The sequence below is a fragment of the Streptomyces barkulensis genome (genome assembly GCF_002843305.1).
GTDB classification, from domain to species: domain Bacteria; phylum Actinomycetota; class Actinomycetes; order Streptomycetales; family Streptomycetaceae; genus Streptomyces; species Streptomyces barkulensis.
Map to the genome: position 1 here is coordinate 118,334 of NZ_PGSG01000093.1, position 16,028 is coordinate 134,361.

The window sequence follows — 16,028 nt, forward strand, 5'->3', positions numbered from 1 at the left end:
CCGGGCCGCTCGAAGGTACCGGTTGTCGAGTCTACGGGGCGAGGAAGATCGCTACTGACCCGGAGGAGCCCGCGGGCGCCCGCTCAGGCCATGAAGGCCGGGACGCCCGCGGGCAGGGTGAATCGGAACTCGGCGCCGCCCGCGGACGAGCGGCCGACCGTGATCATCCCGCCGTGGGCCTCGACGATGCCCTTGACGATGTACAGGCCCAGGCCGGTGCCGCCGCGCTTGCTGCCGCGCCAGAAGCGGGTGAAGACGCGGCTCATCGACTCCTCGGGGATGCCGGGGCCCTCGTCGCTCACCGTGACCGCCGTTCCTTCGTCGCCCGTCTTCGTCCGTGCCGGTGCCACCTCTATGGTGACCGTTCCCTCGCCGTGGCGCACGGCGTTTTCCAGCAGGTTGCCGAGCACCTGGTCGATCTTGTCGGGGTCCGCCCACAGCGGCGGGAGCGGAGTGACGATCCTGCGGGCGAAGCGCTCCTCGGGGCGGCCCGCGGCGATGTGGGCGTGGACGTGCCGCTCCACGGCGGCGGCCATGTCGACGGGCTGGCGGTGGATCTCCAGCCGCCCGGAGTCGATGCGCGAGATGTCCAGCAGTTCGGTGATGAGCCGGGTGACGCGGTCGGCGTCGGCGTCCACCGTCTCCAGCATCAGCCGCTTCTGGTCGTCGGTGAACCTCTCCCACTTGGCCAGCAGCGTCGCGGTGAAGCCCTTCACCGAGGTCAGGGGCGAGCGCAGTTCGTGGGCGACGGTGGCGATCAGCTCGGCGTCGCTGCGCTCGGTGCGCCGCCGGGCCTCGGTGCCGCGCAGGGTGACCACCAGGCGCTGCACGGGGCCGGCGGGACGGGCCCGGACGTACCGGGCGGAGACCAGGACCTCCCGGCCTCCGGGGAGTAAGAGGTTGCGTTCGGGCTGGCCGGTGCGGATGGCCAGGCCCCCGTAGGGGTCGGTGACCTTCCACCAGCGCCGCCCCTTCAGGTCCTCCAGGGGCAGGACCTGCTCGACGGGGCGGCCCAGCGCGTCCTCGCGCGGCAGCGCGGTGATGCGGGCGGCGGCGGCGTTGAAGCAGACGACCCGGCCGCGGGCGTCGGCGACGACCAGCCCGTCGGGCAGGTCGTCGGGGAGCACCCCCGCGCCGTCGGGCCGCGGCGGCTCCCGCCGCGCGGGAAGGCCGCGGGGTGTACGGGGCGCGCCGGGCGCCTCGGGCGGCACACCGTCCTGCCCGCCGGACGTCCTCACGTCCACTCCCGTTCACCCCCTTCGGTCCCCGGGGCCGCCACCCTACTAGCCCGGAGTCACGCTGCGGCACCCTCCGGGTGCGCGCTGCGCACGGGCCGAGGCGTAGAGGCACACCGCGGCGGCGGTCGCGAGGTTCAGGCTCTCCGCGCGTCCGTGGATGGGGACGCGCACCACCTCGTCGGCCAGCGCGCGGGTCTCCTCGGGCAGCCCCCATGCCTCGTTGCCGAAGACCCAGGCGGTGGGGCCGCCCATGCGGCCCTCGTCCAGTTCGGTGTCCAGGTCGTGCTCGCCCGCGCCGTCGGCGGCCAGCACCCGCACACCCGCCTCGCGCAGCCCGGCCACGGCCCGCTCGACGGGAACCCCGACCGCGACGGGGAGGTGGAAGAGGCTGCCGACCGAGGCCCGCACCGACTTGGGGTTGTACAGATCCACCGAGGCGTCGGTGAGCACCACCGCGTCGGCGCCGGCCGCGTCCGCGCAGCGCAGCACCGTCCCGGCGTTCCCGGGGTCGCGCACATTGGCGAGGACGGCCACCAGCTTCGGGCGGGCGGCCAGCACCCGGTCGAAGGGCAGGTCGAGGAAGCGGCAGACTCCGACCAGTCCCTGCGGGGTGACGGTCTGCGACAGCTCCGCGATCACCTCGTCGGTGGCGGTGCGGATGCGGGCCCCGGCGGCGCGGGCGGCGGCGACGACGCCGGCGTGCCGCTCGGCGGCCTCGGGGGTGGTGAACAGCTCGGTGAGCGTGGGCTCGCCGCCGCTGCGGTGGCCGACCGCCTCGCGCACGGCCTGGGGTCCCTCGGCGAGGAAGCGGCGCTCCTTGCCGCGGGTGTTGCGGCGGGCCAGCCGCCGGGCGGCGGTGACGCGCGGGGAGCGCGGGGAGGTCAGTTCCGGGGCGGCGGCCATGGCGCGGCGTTCTCGCTTCTCGGGTTTCTCGGGGCTTCTCGGGGCTTCTCGGCGGGCGGAGGGACTGGACGGCCGACCGGCCGGGCGGGCCGGCCGGGGCAAACGACCGGACCCGCGGGCTCGATGGCCCGCGGGTCCGGTGGCGTCCCGTGCCGTCGTCAGGCGGCCTTGGGTGCGTTGACGTCGCTCGGCAGCGCCTTCTTGGCCACCTCGACCAGCGCGGCGAACGCGTTCGGGTCGTTGACCGCGAGGTCGGCCAGGATCTTGCGGTCCACCTCGATCTCGGCGGCCTTCAGCCCCTGGATGAAGCGGTTGTAGGTCATGCCGTTGGCGCGGGCGCCGGCGTTGATCCGCTGGATCCACAGCTGCCGGAAGTCGCCCTTGCGGCGCTTGCGGTCGTTGTAGTTGTAGACCAGGGAGTGGGTGACCTGCTCCTTCGCCTTGCGGTAGAGGCGGGAGCGCTGGCCGCGGTAACCGCTGGCCTGCTCGAGGATCGCCCGGCGCTTCTTGTGGGCGTTGACCGCCCGCTTGACGCGTGCCACGTGAATTACTCCTTGTCGCGGGGCCGGTGTGGTGGTCCGGCTGCCGTGCTACGGCGCCGTCGGCCCGAAGGTTCGATGGGGTCCCGGTGTCCGGTGTCCTGCGCCCGGCCGGTCGGGGGGGCCGGCGGGCGGCGGGCTCACTTGCCGAGAAGCTTCTTGATCTTCTTGGCGTCGGCCGGAGCCATCTCGGTCTTGCCGGCAAGGCGGCGCGTCAGCGTGGACGGCTTGTGCTCGAGAAGGTGGCGGCGGCCGGCGCGCTGGCGCATCACCTTGCCGGAGCCGGTGATCTTGAAGCGCTTGCTCGCACCACTGTGCGTCTTGTTCTTCGGCATGTCGCCGTTCTCTCCTCGTCGGTGGCGCCGCCGGAGCCGGCCGTGGGCCGGCGTGCGGCAGCGTCAGCTGTTCGGTTGCTGTCCGGGCCCGGGAAGGGCCCGTGCGATCCGGCGGCCGGCTCCGCGGCCGCCGGATCATGCCTCGGCGCGCTCCTCGGCAGGGGCTTCGTTCCCCTGCTGCTGGCGCTCCGCCTTGCGGGCGGCCTGCGCCTCACGGGCTTCGGCCATCGCCTCGGTCTTCTTCTTGTGCGGACCGAGGACCATGATCATGTTCCGGCCGTCCTGCTTGGGGTTCGACTCGACGAAGCCCAGGTCCTGGACGTCGTCCGCGAGGCGCTGGAGCAGCCGGTAGCCCAGCTCGGGACGGGACTGCTCACGACCGCGGAACATGATCGTGATCTTGACCTTGTCCCCCTGCTTGAGGAACCGGACGACGTGACCCTTCTTGGTGTCGTAGTCGTGCGGATCGATCTTCGGCCGGAGCTTCATCTCCTTGATGACCGTGTGCGCCTGGTTCTTGCGCGCCTCACGGGCCTTCATGGCCGACTCGTACTTGAACTTTCCGTAGTCCATGAGCTTGCACACCGGCGGACGGGCGTTCGCCGCGACCTCGACCAGGTCGAGGTCGTACTCCTGGGCAAGCTCCAGGGCCTTGGCAAGCGGCACGATGCCGACCTGCTCGCCACTGGGACCGACGAGTCGCACCTCGGGGACGCGAATCCGGTCGTTGATGCGGGGCTCGGCGCTGATGGGGCCTCCTCGGTTGCGCCACGCGGATGCCTGGCGGACAGCCGCGCACGGTTGCGTTCGGTACGACCACCGAACCGGAACGCGAAAACGCCCCGGACGGGACGCAGGCGGGGCTCCTCATTGACCGGGAGCACCGCCGCGATACACCGCGGGGCGCAGCCTGACCTGTGACCCGCCGACCCGGAGGTCGATCGGGTGGGAGCTTCGGAGCCTCCACTTGCGGGCCGGAGCGCGCTCTGCGCGGATCGCTCGGGTGCATCATCTGGATGATCCACCCGGGTGGTCACAGCGGGAGCATGGTCCGGCCGGTCGATTTCCCAGCATAGCAGGGTCGCGGGGAACTTCCTCCCCGCCCGCCGCACGCGCGCGCGACGGGCGGAGCCTAGGCTGGAGCGCACCCGACCAGCAGGAAGCGGAGAACGATGAGCGACGACAGCGGCACCCCCACCCCCTCCCCCGGCGCGGCCGGAGGGGCCGGAGGGGCAGCCGACTTCGAGACGATGACCCGCGACATCGCGGACGTGCCCGCGGTCGAGGTGATCACCACGGTCGCGGTCCATCTGATGAGTTCGGCCGCGGTCAACCTCGGCCTGGCCGAGGGCGGCGAGGACCACAAGGACCTGGACGAGGCCCGCAAGCTGATCCAGGCGCTGGCCGGGCTGGTGACCGCCGCCGCCACCGAGATCGGTTCCTACCACGCCGCTCCGCTGCGCGACGGGCTGAAGTCGCTCCAGCTCGCCTTCCGCGAGGCGTCGGCGGTGCCGGACGAGCCGGGTCAGGGGCCGGGCGAGAAGTTCACCGGCCCGGTCATCGGCTGAGGGCCGCAGGCCCCGGGCTCCCGGCGGCCGTCCCGTCCGCCCCGTCCGTCCTGTCCGTCACGAACGGTCCCGTCCGGCACGGACGTTCGGCCGCGGCCGCTCAGTCGCGGTCGTACAGCGGGCGCCCCGGCAGGGCTCCCTCCGGCGGCAGCAGGGCCAGATTCAGACCGCGCACCAGGCGCGCGCGGAGCGTCTCGTCCGCCGCGAGCGCGGCGGCCACCCGCCCGGCGGTCTCGCGCGGCGGCGCGGCCGGGTCCAGGCGCAGGGCCAGCACGCCGTCGGTGCCGCGGCCGGGCCCCAGCCGGGCGGCGCTCACCGCGGGTTCGGCGGCCAGCACCGTGCGCAGTGCCTCGGTGACGGCCGGGTCCTCCAGCGGATCGGCGGTCTCCGCGCGGCCCTCGGCGAGGGCCAGCAGCGCGGGGCCGGTGAGCTGGTAGGTCACCGGCCCGGCGAGATCCAGCACGAGGGTGTCGGCGCCCTCCTGGGCGAGGGCCTGGAGGGCTTGGCGCAGGGGGACGGCGACCGGACGGGCCTGAGGGCGCCAGCGGGCCAGACTGTCGGTGGAGGTGAAGGCCGGCAGGGCCTTCCGCCCGCCCGGCGCGTTGAGCGTGGGCACCGCCATGTCGCTGGTCTTCTCCCGGCGCAGACCGTCCTCGCCGGTCTCCACCTCGCCGAGGACCGCGACCACGGGCACCAGCAGCCGGGCCCTGGCCAGGGCGGCCAGCACCTCCGGCTCGGCGGTGCGGTCCTGTGCCCAGGCGGCCAGCGCCCGGGCGAGTGCGGGGTCGGCCGAGCCGTCGTCGCCGGAGAAGCCGGGATCGGGGATGTTCTTGAGCGCCACGTCTCGAGGGTATCCGCCCGGATCAGACGGTCCGCCCCCCGGCCCGCTCCCCGCTCCGCTTCGCCGGCCGGCCGCCCCGGTACAGCAGTACGGCGCAGAGCACCAGCAGCAGGCCGGCGACCGCGGCGGCGGGCGCCAGCCTGCCGCCGTACCCGCGCTCGGCGGCCGGACCGGCGCCGAAGTACTCCTTCGGATAGGCCTCGGCCACCGGCTGCTGCCGCCGCGGCTCGATCTTCGCGCCCAGCTCGATGGCGGCGGCCGGGTCGACGATTCCGCTGCCCAGGTCGTCGCTGCGCCCGCCGGGCGGGGTGTTCCGGGCGGTCTGCGCGATCAGCTCCTTGATCTGCGCCGGACTGAGATCGGGGTGGGCGGCCCGCACCAGTGCCACGCAGCCGGAGACGAAGGCGGCCGCGGCACTGGTCCCCCATCCCTCGTAGTACTTGCGGTCGGGATAGGTGATGATCACGTCGTCGCCGGGGGCGCTGACGGTCGCGTACCAGCGGCGCGTGGAGAAGGGGGCGCGCCGGCCCGTGCGGTCCACCGCGGTCACGGCGATCACGCCGGGGTAGGCGGCCGGATAGGAGGCCCGGTCGCCCCTCTCCCCTCCGTTGCCGGCGGAGGCGACCACCACCGAGCCCTTGCCCAGCGCGTAGCGGACGGCGGCGTCCTCGGACGGGTCGGGGTGAGCGGAGGCGCTGTCGTCGCCCAGGGAGAGGTTGATGACGTCGGCGCCCTGGTCGGCGGCCCAGCGGATGCCCTCGGCCAGCGCCTCGCCGCGCTCCTCGCGGGCCTTCTTCCGCTGCGGGTCGCCGTCCTCCAGCAGGACGCGCACGGGCAGGATCCGCGCCTCGGGGGCGACTCCGAGGACTCCTTGCGAGTCGCCGGGGCCATGGCCGCGTCCGGCGATGATCCCGGCCATCGCGGTGCCGTGGCGGGCCCAGTGCTCGTCGCCCCGGCGGGCCCCGAAGCCGATGAGGTCCCTGCCCTTCAGCACCCGGCCGCGCAGGTCGGGGTGGCCGGCGTCGACCCCCGTGTCGAGCACGGCGACGGTGATGCCCTGCCCCCTGGTGGTGCTCCAGGCGTCGCGCGCGCCCACCGCGTCCAGGCCCCACTGCCGGTCGCGCACCTCGTCGGCGTGCGCGGCGGGCGCGGTCAGCAGGAGGCAGGCGCAGAGCACCACGAACGCCGACAGCGCGGAGAGCGGCCCGGCGGCACGGCGGAAAAGGCGGGAACTGCGGGCGTGCGGGGGGTTCGCGGTGGCGGGGAGGCCCGTCGTGTTCATCGGTCCTGTCCGGTTCCCTGGGCGACGATGCGGCGCAGGCCGCGCTCGATGCGGTCGGCGATACCGCGGGCGTCGTGGCCGAGGCCCGCCTGGGCGGGTGCGGTGGTCTGGTCCTCCAGGACCGCCTCGGAGGCCGGCTGCGGGTCGCCGACGGTGCGGCCGTCGGCGAAGCCGGAGACGGTGTAGACCACCACGGGGGCGTCGATGAGCGGCCGGACCGTCCAGCTCGCGCGCTGGGAGTCGCCGAAGCGGGCCGCGGCGGTGCCGCGCGCCGCGTACGGACGGGGCATCAGATCGGCGCGCAGTTCCAGGTTCTCCTCGTCGAACCGCTCGCGCAGTGCGCGCATGCCCTTCTCGTCGGACTCGGTGAACAGCAGCCCGACCGTGGTGACGCCGCTGCCGGTCTCGTCCGTGTACGTGGCGCGCAGCAGCCGCTCGCAGCCGGCCGGCGCGAGGATCCCGGCCAGCGGAGGGTCGAAGGCGTCGCGGCAGCCGGCGTCGGGGGCGACCGCCACCCGGGTCCAGCGCCGGTCGGCGCGGCCCGGTCCGGCGCCTCTGCCGCGCAGGGTGCGGGGGAAGAGCGTGTCGACGGGTATCTCGCGCCACAGCGAGCGCGTCTCGGCGTAGTCGGCCGCGGGGTGTTCGCCGGAGTCGCCGGTGAGCCAGACCCCGGCGGCGGCCCCGCCCAGCAGCCCGAAGCCCAGGACGAGGCAGACGGCCGCCGCGGCGGTGCGGCCCGGCCCGCGCACGCGCCGCCCCGGCCCCGGGGCGGCGACCGGTGCGTCCGGGTACACCAGGGGGCCGGTGAACCGCGGTGGCGGCGGCCCCGTCGCTATCGGGGGCGCGGCGGCCGCGACCCGAGGAGCTCTCGGCGGCACGGCGGGCCGCGGTGGTACGACGGGTGGGAGCGGAGCCCGGACCGGGTCGGCCTCAGTGCTCACCGGCACCCCCTCGTGTTCTGTGCCGCCCCGTCGAATCCCTTTCGGGGCAGGCCGGTCGGTATCGGGACATCACACCGCTGACCAGCGGCCGACGGTGATGTGCGCGTCACTCTACGGGGATCCGGCACGGTGGCGGCAACCCGAGTCCCGGCCTCCGCGCGGGGTTCCGGTCCCGTGTGCGGGGCCGAGCCGCCGCCACCGGGTCTGTCGCGGGCACGGTGGACTCTGGCAAGCTGCCGGGGTGTTCGACGCGACCGCTGATCCCGCAGCCGACCGGGCCCGCTACGACCGGGCCACCGCCCATCTCGACGCACCGCTCGCCGTCGTCGATCTGGCGGCGTTCGACGCCAACGCCGCCGGTCTGGTACGCCGCGCCGGCGGCAAGCCCGTCCGCGTGGCCAGCAAGTCCGTACGCTGCCGCGCCCTGCTGGAGCGCGTGCTGGCGCGGGACGGGTTCGCCGGGGTCATGAGCTTCACGCTCGCCGAGTCGCTGTGGCTGGCCCGCTGCGGGTTCGACGACGTCCTGCTCGCCTATCCGTCGGCGGACCGGGCCGGTTACGCCGAGCTGGCCTCCGACCCGAAGCTGGCCGCGGCCGTGACGGTGATGGTCGACGACCCCGCGCAGCTCGCCCTGATCGACGCGGCCCGCGGCGGCGGACGCGAGGAGATACGGGTCTGCCTGGAACTGGACGCCTCGCTGTGGCTGCTGGGGGGCCGGGTGCGGATCGGCGCGCGGCGCTCGCCGCTGCACTCCCCCGCCCAACTGGCCGAGCTGGCCCGGTCGGTGGCGCGCCGGCCCGGCTTCCGGCTGGTGGGCCTGATGGCGTACGAGGGGCACATCGCGGGCGTGGGCGACGCCCCGCCCGGCCGCCCGCTGCGCGCACGGGCGGTACGGCTGATGCAGTCGGCCGCGCGGCGCGAGCTGGTCCGGCGGCGCGCGGCGGCGGTACGCGCGGTGCGGGCGGTGGCGCCGGACCTGGAGTTCGTCAACGGCGGCGGGACCGGGAGCGTGCAGCACACCGCCGCCGAGGAGGCGGTCACCGAGATCGCCGCGGGTTCGGGGCTGCTGATGCCCCGCCTGTTCGACCACTACACCTCGTTCTCCGGCCGTCCCGCGGCGCTGTTCGCGCAGCCGGTGGTGCGGCGCCCCGGAGTGGGCGTGGTGACGGTGCTCGGCGGCGGCTATCCGGCCTCCGGCGCGGCGGGCCGGGACCGGCTGCCGGTGCCGTATCTGCCGGCCGGGCTGCGCTACGACCCGGCGGAGGGGCCGGGCGAGGTGCAGACGCCGCTGCTGGGGCCGCCCGCCGACGACCTGCTGATCGGCGACAAGGTGTGGTTCCGGCACGCCAAGGCCGGGGAACTGTGCGAGCGCTTCGCGGCACTGCACCTGATCGAGGACGACCGGGTGGCGGCGACGGTGCCGACCTACCGCGGCGAGGGCCGCACCTTCCTCTGAGCCTCCCCGGCCCCCGGGCTTCCCGGCCCCCGGCCTGCCCCCGTGCGGGGCGGGCCGGGGGCCGGGGCGGGTCTCAGACCTCCATGCCGGGGCCGCCGGCGGCGCGGACGCCGGCCACGATCCGGTCCATCTCGCCGGGGTCCGGGGCGTCGGCGTGGATGTCGAAGCCCAGCCGCATCACCAGCATCCGGCCGCTGCCGTCGGGCGCGGGGAAGACGACGGACTCCACGTACGCGTCGGGTTCCAGCTCGTTGGCGATCCGCCAGCGCACCCGGTGGCCCTTCTGCCCCGCCACGGTGACCTCGCCAAAGGAGACCACCTCGTGCTCCTCGATTCCGCCGTAGCCCCTGGTGTCGTAGGACTCCTCGGCGTGACGGGCGATGTCCGCCTCGGCCATCGCCCGCGGGCCCGCACCGGCGGGGTCGCCGGAGGCCCGCAGGGAGACCCCGGCGCGGACGCAGGTGAGGGAGGCGTCCCCGGGACAGGGGTAGGAGCCGGAGGACAGCCAGATCCCGCTGTCGGTCTCCGACTCGTTCCAGCCCTCGGGGACGGGGACGCTGACGCCGTTGACCCGGTCGACCGCGGTGCCGGGGGTTCCGTCGTCCTCCTCGCCCCCGGGGTCTCTGTCCGGCTCGTCCTCCTCCGGCCCGCCGGAGGGCGCTCCGCTCGGCTTCCCGTCCTCGCCGGCGGTGGCGCCCGGCCGCGCCCGCCGGTCGTCGGAGCCGCCGGAGCCGCCGGAGCCGCCGGAGCCGCCGAGCAGGAGCAGTCCCCCCGCCAGGAGCGCGCTCACCACGACCGCGGCGGCTACGACGGCGGCCACCAGCGGCCCGCGCGACGGCCCCGCCTCCGGTTCCCGTGGGAGGGCGGCCGGCTGTCCGTACGGGGTGTGCGTGTCCTGGGCGCCGTACACGTTGTGGACCTCGGGTGCGCCGGAGCCTGCGGTCCGGGTGTGTCCGGTCCAGGCCGAACCGTCCCACCAGCGCTCCGGCGCCGGGCCGGGGCCCGTGTGCCCGGGGTCCGCGTACCAGCCGGGCGGTGTCATCATGCTCACGGCGAGCACAGTAGCGGCAACCGGCGCCCGGGAGGACCGGTGCGCCCCCATCGGCCGCGACGGTGCGGGGTACGCCCCGGCATGCCGCGGTCCGCCGGGAGTCCGGCGCCGGCGGGCCGGGAGCCGCGGCGGCGCGCGCCGGTCAGGACGGCGGATCGGCCGGGCGGTCGGTCGGCGGGCCGGACGGTGCGGCGGCCAGCGCCGCGCCGAGCACGGCCGGCGCCTCGGTCAGCGAGGGCCCGTACCAGGTCAGATGCCGTCCGCTGACGAGGGCCGCGGGCAGGTTGGGGAACGCCTCGGGGCCGTCGTCGGCGGTGAAGCGGTACGGCTCGTCGGGCAGCACCACGAGATCGGCCCGGCCCGGCTCGTTCAGCTCCCCGATCCCGGTGCGCGGATAGCGCTCGGCGTGGCCGGCGTAGGCGTTGCGCACCCCGAGGCGGGCCAGGAGGTCGCCCGCGAAGGTGTCCCGCCCCAGCACCATCCACGGCCGCCGCCAGACCGGCACCACGGCGGTGGCCTCGACCGCGGGCCGCAGCGCGCCCCAGGCGTCCTCGGCCTCGTCCAGCCAGGCGGGCCGGGGCAGTCCGCATCCGGTGGTGAGCACCCGGTCCAGTTCGGCGAACGCCTGCGGGAGCGTGCGGATCTCGGTGACCAGTACCTCGATGCCCGCGCCGCGCAGCGCGGCGAGGTCGGCGGGGCGGTTCTCCTCCTCGTTGGCGACGACCAGGTCGGGGCGGAGGGCCGCGATCCGCTCCAGGTCGGGATTCTTGGTGCCCCGCACCCGCGCCACGTCCAGGCCGGGCGGATGGCTGCACCAGTCGGTGGCCCCGACCAGCAGTTCCGGGCCGGTGGCGGCGACCGCCTCGGTCAGCGACGGCACCAGCGAGACGACGCGGCGGACGGTGCCACGGCTTTGGGGCCGGGTCCGGCTCCGGGCCCGGGGCGAGGGGGGCTGGTGTCGTCGTGCGGTCGCCATGCGGTCAGCCTAGGCCCGGCCCCGCCGCGGGGAGGGCCCGGCTGTCGGACCGGTGCGGCATGATCGGTGCGTGACCACGCGACGCCTGATGCTCCTCGATACCGCATCCCTCTACTACCGCGCCTACTTCGGGGTTCCCGAGTCGGTCAGGGCGCCCGACGGCACCCCGGTCAACGCGGTGCGCGGGCTGCTGGACTTCATCGCCCGCCTGGTGCGCGACCATCGCCCCGGCGATCTGGTCGCCTGTATGGACAACGACTGGCGGCCGCACTGGCGGGTCGAGCTGATCCCGTCCTACAAGGCGCACCGGGTGGCGGAGGAGTCCGGCCGGGGCCCGGACGTGGTGGGTGCCTCCCCGGCGAAGCCGGAGGAAGAGACGCCCGACACCCTCTCCCCCCAGATCCCGGTGATCGAGGAGGTGCTGGACGCGGTCGGCATCGCCCGGGTCGGCGCGGACGGCTACGAGGCCGACGACGTCATCGGCACCCTCGTCCGCCGGGCCGGCGGCCCGGTGGACGTCGTCACCGGCGACCGCGACCTGTTCCAGCTCGTCGACGACGCGCGCGGGGTGCGGGTGCTCTACCCCGTCAAGGGCATGGGCGACCCCGTGGTCGTCGACGAGGCGGCCCTGCGGGAGAAGTACGGGGTGGCGAGCGGGGCGGCGTACGCGGACCTGGCCCTGCTGCGCGGCGACCCGAGCGACGGGCTGCCGGGCGTGGCCGGCGTCGGTGAGAAGACCGCGGCCCGGCTGCTTCAGTCGTACGGCGATCTGGCCGGGATCCTGGCCGCCGTCGGCGATCCCGCCTCCGGGCTGACCCCGGCGCAGCGGCGGAAGCTGGAGGCGGCGCGGGAGTATCTGGCCGTGGCGCCGAAGGTGGTGCGGGTGGCCGGGGACGTGGCGCTGCCGGAGTTCGACCCGGCGCTTCCGTCCGAGCCGCTGCACGCCCAGGAGCTGGAGGAGCTGGCCGGGCGGTGGGGGCTGGGCGGCTCGCTGCGGCGGCTGCTGGACGCCCTGGCGGGCTGAGGTCCCTCATGGCCCGGACGGCCGTGACGGCCCGGCGCACATCTCGTAAGGTTAGGTATACCTAACCCCATGAGGAGAGTGCCGTGGCAGACCGACCGACCCGTCGCACACCCCGCCTGAACCGGGCCCGGGTGGTGCGCACCCGGCGCCTGTCGCCCGGCATGGTCCGTGTGGTGCTCGGCGGCGAGTCCCTGGCCGGCTTCCCGGCCGGCGCGTACACCGACCACTACGTCAAGCTGCTGTTCCCGGCCAAGGGCGTGCGCTACCCCGAGCCCTTCGACCTCGCCGACATCCGCGCCCGTCTGCCGCGCGACCAGTGGCCCGTCACCCGCACCTACACCGTGCGCGCCTGGGACGCGCAGGCGCGCGAGCTGACCGTGGACTTCGTCGTCCACGGCGACGAGGGGCTGGCCGGGCCCTGGGCGGCGCGCGCCGAGCCGGGCGAGGAGGTCCTCTTCCTCGGCCCCGGCGGCGGCTACCGTCCCTCCCCCGAGGCCGACTGGCACCTGCTGGTGGCCGACGAGAGCGCGCTGCCCGCCGTCGCGGCGTCGCTGGAGTCGGTCCCCGGCGGGGCTCCGGTACACGCCTTCGTCGAGGTCGCGGGCCCGGAGGAGGAGCAGGACCTCGCCCTGCCGCCGAACGCCGGACTGCGCTGGCTGCACCGCGGCACCGGGCGGGTCGGCGCCCGTCTGGTCGAGGCGGTGCGCGCGCTGGACTTCCCGCCCGGCGACGTGCAGGCGTTCGTCCACGGCGAGGCGGGCTGGGTGAGGGAGTTGCGCCGCCATCTGCGCACCGAGCGGGGTGTGCCGCGCGAGCGGCTGTCGGTCTCCGGCTACTGGCGCCTGGGCCATGACGAGGACGGCTGGCAGGAGTCGAAGCGGGAGTGGAACGCGCGGGTGGAGGCGGAGCAGGAGGAAGCACCCGGCGCCCCCGCTTCCCCCGCCGGAGCGGCCGGGGCGGGGGCCCGGGCGGAGGAGGGCGCGCGCACACGCTGACCGCACGGGGAGCCGTGCCCCGGCCCCGGCGCGTACACCTCCGTCAGCCGACGGAGGTGTACGCCACCACGCCGCGCACCACCTTCTCGGACGCCCTGCGGGCGTTGCGCGCCACCGTGCCGCCCTCGGGCGCCGCCGCGGCGATCTGGCCGAGTACGTCGACCAGTTGCTTGCACCAGCGCACGAAGTCGCCGGCGGGCATCTCGGCCTCCCTCAGCACCGAGTCCAGGCTGTCGCCCTCCGCCCAGCGGTAGGCGGCCCAGGCGAAGCCGAGGTCGGGCTCGCGCTGGCCCACGCCCTCGGACTGGTTGATCCGGTGTTCCTCCTCCAGCGCGTCCAGCCGGCCCCAGATGCGGACCATCTCGCCCATCGCGTCCTTGGCCTTCCCCCCGGGCAGCACCGGCTGGAGGGCGTCGTCGGCCGAGCGCGCCTCGTACACCAGGGCCGAGGCGCAGGCGGCCAGTTCGGTCGGGGACAGCCCCTCCCAGACGCCCTCGCGCAGGCACTCGCTCGCCAGCAGGTCCAGCTCGCCGTAGAGCCGGGCCAGCCGCCTGCCGTCCTCGGTCACCTCGTCGCCGCGCAGATAGCCCAGGTCGGACAGGAGCGCGTAGACGCGGTCGAAGGTGCGGGCGATGGTGTTGGTGCGGCCCTCGATGCGGCGCTCCAGCTGCCGGGTGTCGCGCTTGAGGCGGTGGTAGCGCTCGGCCCAGCGCGCGTGCGCCTCGCGCTCGTCACAGCCGTGGCAGGGGTGGGCGCGGAGGGCCTTGCGCAGCCGTGCGATCTCGGCGTCGTCGGCGGCCTCCGAGCGCTGCCTGCGGCGGGTGCGCCCCGGCTCGTGGTGGCCGGCCCTGGTACGCAGCGCGGAGGCCAGGTCCCTGCGGGACTGCGGGCTGCGCGGGTTGAACGACTTGGGGATCCGCATCCGCTCCAGCGGCTCGACGGGCACGGGGAAGTCCATCGAGGCCAGCCGCTTGACCTGCCGGGCGGCGGTCAGCACCAGCGGGCGGGGGCCGTCGTGGTGGTCCCAGCCGCGGTGGCCGTGGCTGCGCCCGGCCGGAACGCCCGGGTCCAGTACGAGCGCCAGGCCGGCGAACTTGCCGGTGGGCACGTGGATCACATCGCCCGGCCGCAGCTTCTCCAGCGAGTCGGCCGCCGCCGCGCGCCGCTGGAGGGCGCCCTGCCGGGCCAGTTCGGTCTCACGGTCCTTCAGCTCGCGCCGCAGCCGCGCGTACTCCTCGAAGTCCCCCAGATGGCAGGTCATCGCCTCGCGGTAGCCCTCCAGGCCCTCCTCGTTGCGCTGCACCTTCCGGGAGATGCCGACGACCGCGCGATCGGCCTGGAACTGCGCGAAGGATGTCTCCAGCAGTTCGCGCGAGCGGTGCCGCCCGAACTGCGAGACCAGGTTGACCGCCATGTTGTACGACGGGCGGAAGGAGGAGCGCAGCGGATAGGTGCGGGTGCCGGCGAGCCCGGCCAGCGCGCCCGGGTCCATGCCGCGCTGCCACAGCACCACCGCGTGGCCCTCGATATCGATGCCGCGCCGTCCCGCGCGTCCGGTGAGCTGGGTGTACTCGCCGGGGGTGATGTCGACGTGCTGCTCGCCGTTCCACTTGACCAGCTTCTCCAGCACCACCGACCGGGCGGGCATGTTGATGCCCAGGGCGAGGGTCTCGGTGGCGAAGACGGCCTTGACCAGGCCGCGGACGAACAGCTCCTCCACGACCTCCTTGAAGGTCGGCAGCATGCCCGCGTGGTGCGCGGCGATGCCCCGCTCCAGGCCCTCCAGCCACTCGAAGTAGCCCAGCACGTGCAGGTCCTCGTCGGGGATGGATGCGGTGCGCTCCTCCACCAGCTCGCGCACCCGCGCCCGTTCCCCGGCATCGTTCAGCCGCAGCCCGGCGTACAGGCACTGCTGTACGGCCGCCTCGCAGCCGGCACGGCTGAAGATGAAGGTGATCGCCGGAAGCAGCCCCTGGGAGTCGAGCCGGTCGATCACCTCGGGGCGGCCGGGCGTCCAGACCCGGTTGCGCTGGCGCCGCTCGCGCTCCCGGTCGGCCTCCCGCACCGGTTTGCCGCGGCGCCTCTCGCGGGCGGAGGGCAGGCGGCTGTTCTCCATCTGGGCCATGCGGAGCAGGTCCGGGTTGACCTCGCGGCGGCCGTTCTTCTCCTCGAACAGGTCGTACATCCGCCGCCCGGCCAGCACGTGCTGCCACAGCGGCACGGGCCGGTGTTCGGAGACGATCACCTCGGTGTCGCCGCGGACGGTGTCCAGCCAGTCGCCGAACTCCTCGGCGTTGGAGACGGTGGCCGACAGCGACACCAGCGTCACCGAGTCGGGGAGGTGGATGATGACCTCCTCCCAGACCGCGCCGCGGAACCGGTCGGAGAGGTAGTGCACCTCGTCCATCACCACGTAGCCCAGGCCCGCCAGCGCCTGCGAGCCGGCGTAGAGCATGTTCCGCAGGACCTCGGTGGTCATCACGATCACCGGCGCGCCGGAGTTGATGCTGTTGTCGCCCGTCAGCAGGCCGACGTTCCGCGCGCCGTGGCGTTTGACCAGGTCGTTGTACTTCTGGTTGGACAGCGCCTTGATGGGCGTGGTGTAGAAGCACTTGCGGCCCCGGGTGAGGGCCAGGTGGACGGCGAACTCGCCCACGATCGTCTTGCCGGATCCGGTGGGCGCGGCGACCAGCACGCCCTTACCGGCCTCCAGTGCCCTGCACGCCTCGATCTGGAACGGATCCAGCTCGAAGTCGTACATCTCGCGGAAGGGAGCCAGAGCGGTGGCCTGCTCGGCGGCGCGGACCCGGGCGGCGGCGTAACGCTCTGCTGGGGACATGTCCTCGGTCATCGTACTTACGAGCCTACCGGCCGCCACC

General features: G+C 74.9%; 15 protein-coding genes. 4 read left to right on the top strand and 11 right to left on the bottom strand.

The window, feature by feature from the left end:
• Nucleotides 1–83: 83 nt before the first annotated feature.
• The 5 genes from CUT83_RS19780 to infC form a co-directional block, all read right to left on the bottom strand.
• Entirely contained in the window at nt 84–1,244 is a 1,161-nt protein-coding gene (locus tag CUT83_RS19780) for a sensor histidine kinase (RefSeq protein ID WP_420882412.1), read from the bottom strand.
• 39 nt (nt 1,245–1,283) lie between these two features.
• Complete coding sequence (locus CUT83_RS19785) at nt 1,284–2,141, bottom strand: TrmH family RNA methyltransferase (protein ID WP_101257194.1); 858 nt, start codon at nt 2,139–2,141, stop codon at nt 1,284–1,286.
• 158 nt (nt 2,142–2,299) lie between these two features.
• Nucleotides 2,300–2,683, bottom strand: coding sequence for a 50S ribosomal protein L20 (gene rplT / locus CUT83_RS19790; RefSeq protein WP_093850867.1), 384 nt, complete (start codon nt 2,681–2,683; stop codon nt 2,300–2,302).
• A 137-nt stretch (nt 2,684–2,820) separates the two neighbouring features.
• A complete protein-coding gene (gene rpmI / locus CUT83_RS19795; RefSeq protein ID WP_093850868.1) occupies nt 2,821–3,015 on the bottom strand; it encodes a 50S ribosomal protein L35 in 195 nt (64 codons plus the stop codon).
• A gap of 135 nt (nt 3,016–3,150) precedes the next feature.
• Entirely contained in the window at nt 3,151–3,765 is a 615-nt protein-coding gene (gene infC, locus CUT83_RS19800) for a translation initiation factor IF-3 (RefSeq protein WP_093850869.1), read from the bottom strand.
• Between the two features lie 422 nt (nt 3,766–4,187).
• On the opposite strand from infC, the gene CUT83_RS19805 reads away from it, so the two are divergent.
• On the top strand, nt 4,188–4,583 hold the full coding sequence (locus tag CUT83_RS19805) for a DUF1844 domain-containing protein (protein ID WP_173915112.1): 396 nt from the start codon (nt 4,188–4,190) through the stop codon (nt 4,581–4,583).
• Between the two features lie 100 nt (nt 4,584–4,683).
• On the opposite strand, the gene CUT83_RS19810 is transcribed toward CUT83_RS19805, so the two are convergent.
• The 3 genes from CUT83_RS19810 to CUT83_RS19820 are packed head-to-tail and all read right to left on the bottom strand — an operon-like array spanning nt 4,684 to nt 7,500.
• Nucleotides 4,684–5,424 carry an SseB family protein gene (locus tag CUT83_RS19810; RefSeq protein ID WP_101257195.1) on the bottom strand — a complete coding sequence of 247 codons (741 nt, stop codon included), beginning with the start codon at nt 5,422–5,424 and terminating at the stop codon, nt 4,684–4,686.
• Between the two features lie 22 nt (nt 5,425–5,446).
• A complete protein-coding gene (gene mycP / locus CUT83_RS19815) occupies nt 5,447–6,706 on the bottom strand; it encodes a type VII secretion-associated serine protease mycosin (protein WP_101257196.1) in 1,260 nt (419 codons plus the stop codon).
• Complete coding sequence (locus CUT83_RS19820; RefSeq protein ID WP_101257197.1) at nt 6,703–7,500, bottom strand: hypothetical protein; 798 nt, start codon at nt 7,498–7,500, stop codon at nt 6,703–6,705. The genes mycP and CUT83_RS19820 overlap by 4 nt, the downstream gene beginning before the upstream one ends.
• A 388-nt stretch (nt 7,501–7,888) precedes the next feature.
• Here CUT83_RS19820 and CUT83_RS19825 point away from each other — a divergent pair, with 388 nt between their 5' ends.
• Entirely contained in the window at nt 7,889–9,103 is a 1,215-nt protein-coding gene (locus tag CUT83_RS19825; protein ID WP_240957899.1) for an amino acid deaminase/aldolase, read from the top strand.
• 73 nt (nt 9,104–9,176) lie between these two features.
• Here CUT83_RS19825 and CUT83_RS19830 read toward each other — a convergent pair whose 3' ends face one another.
• Together CUT83_RS19830 and CUT83_RS19835 are read right to left on the bottom strand one after the other, a co-directional pair.
• Nucleotides 9,177–10,148, bottom strand: a complete 972-nt coding sequence (locus CUT83_RS19830) for a DUF2510 domain-containing protein (protein WP_240957906.1) — start codon at nt 10,146–10,148, stop codon at nt 9,177–9,179.
• Nucleotides 10,149–10,296: 148 nt separating this feature from the next.
• Nucleotides 10,297–11,130, bottom strand: coding sequence for a helical backbone metal receptor (locus CUT83_RS19835; protein ID WP_101257200.1), 834 nt, complete (start codon nt 11,128–11,130; stop codon nt 10,297–10,299).
• Between the two features lie 88 nt (nt 11,131–11,218).
• On the opposite strand from CUT83_RS19835, the gene CUT83_RS19840 reads away from it, so the two are divergent.
• On the top strand, nt 11,219–12,154 hold the full coding sequence (locus CUT83_RS19840; RefSeq protein WP_101257201.1) for a 5'-3' exonuclease: 936 nt from the start codon (nt 11,219–11,221) through the stop codon (nt 12,152–12,154).
• A gap of 83 nt (nt 12,155–12,237) precedes the next feature.
• On the top strand, nt 12,238–13,149 hold the full coding sequence (locus tag CUT83_RS19845; protein WP_101257202.1) for a siderophore-interacting protein: 912 nt from the start codon (nt 12,238–12,240) through the stop codon (nt 13,147–13,149).
• Nucleotides 13,150–13,192: 43 nt separating this feature from the next.
• Here the strand turns inward: CUT83_RS19845 and CUT83_RS19850 are convergent, their stop codons facing one another.
• Nucleotides 13,193–16,000 carry a DEAD/DEAH box helicase gene (locus CUT83_RS19850; protein WP_101257203.1) on the bottom strand — a complete coding sequence of 936 codons (2,808 nt, stop codon included), beginning with the start codon at nt 15,998–16,000 and terminating at the stop codon, nt 13,193–13,195.
• Between the last annotated feature and the right edge of the window lie 28 nt (nt 16,001–16,028).

Coding starts and splice junctions, on each gene's coding strand:
- CUT83_RS19785 (WP_101257194.1), bottom strand. CDS start 2,141: ATGGCCGCCGCCCCGGAACTGACCTCCCCGCGCTCCCCGCGCGTCACC.
- CUT83_RS19850 (WP_101257203.1), bottom strand. CDS start 16,000: ATGACCGAGGACATGTCCCCAGCAGAGCGTTACGCCGCCGCCCGGGTC.
- CUT83_RS19805 (WP_173915112.1), top strand. CDS start 4,188: ATGAGCGACGACAGCGGCACCCCCACCCCCTCCCCCGGCGCGGCCGGA.
- CUT83_RS19830 (WP_240957906.1), bottom strand. CDS start 10,148: ATGATGACACCGCCCGGCTGGTACGCGGACCCCGGGCACACGGGCCCC.
- CUT83_RS19835 (WP_101257200.1), bottom strand. CDS start 11,130: ATGGCGACCGCACGACGACACCAGCCCCCCTCGCCCCGGGCCCGGAGC.
- mycP (WP_101257196.1), bottom strand. CDS start 6,706: ATGAACACGACGGGCCTCCCCGCCACCGCGAACCCCCCGCACGCCCGC.
- rpmI (WP_093850868.1), bottom strand. CDS start 3,015: ATGCCGAAGAACAAGACGCACAGTGGTGCGAGCAAGCGCTTCAAGATC.
- CUT83_RS19840 (WP_101257201.1), top strand. CDS start 11,219: ATGCTCCTCGATACCGCATCCCTCTACTACCGCGCCTACTTCGGGGTT.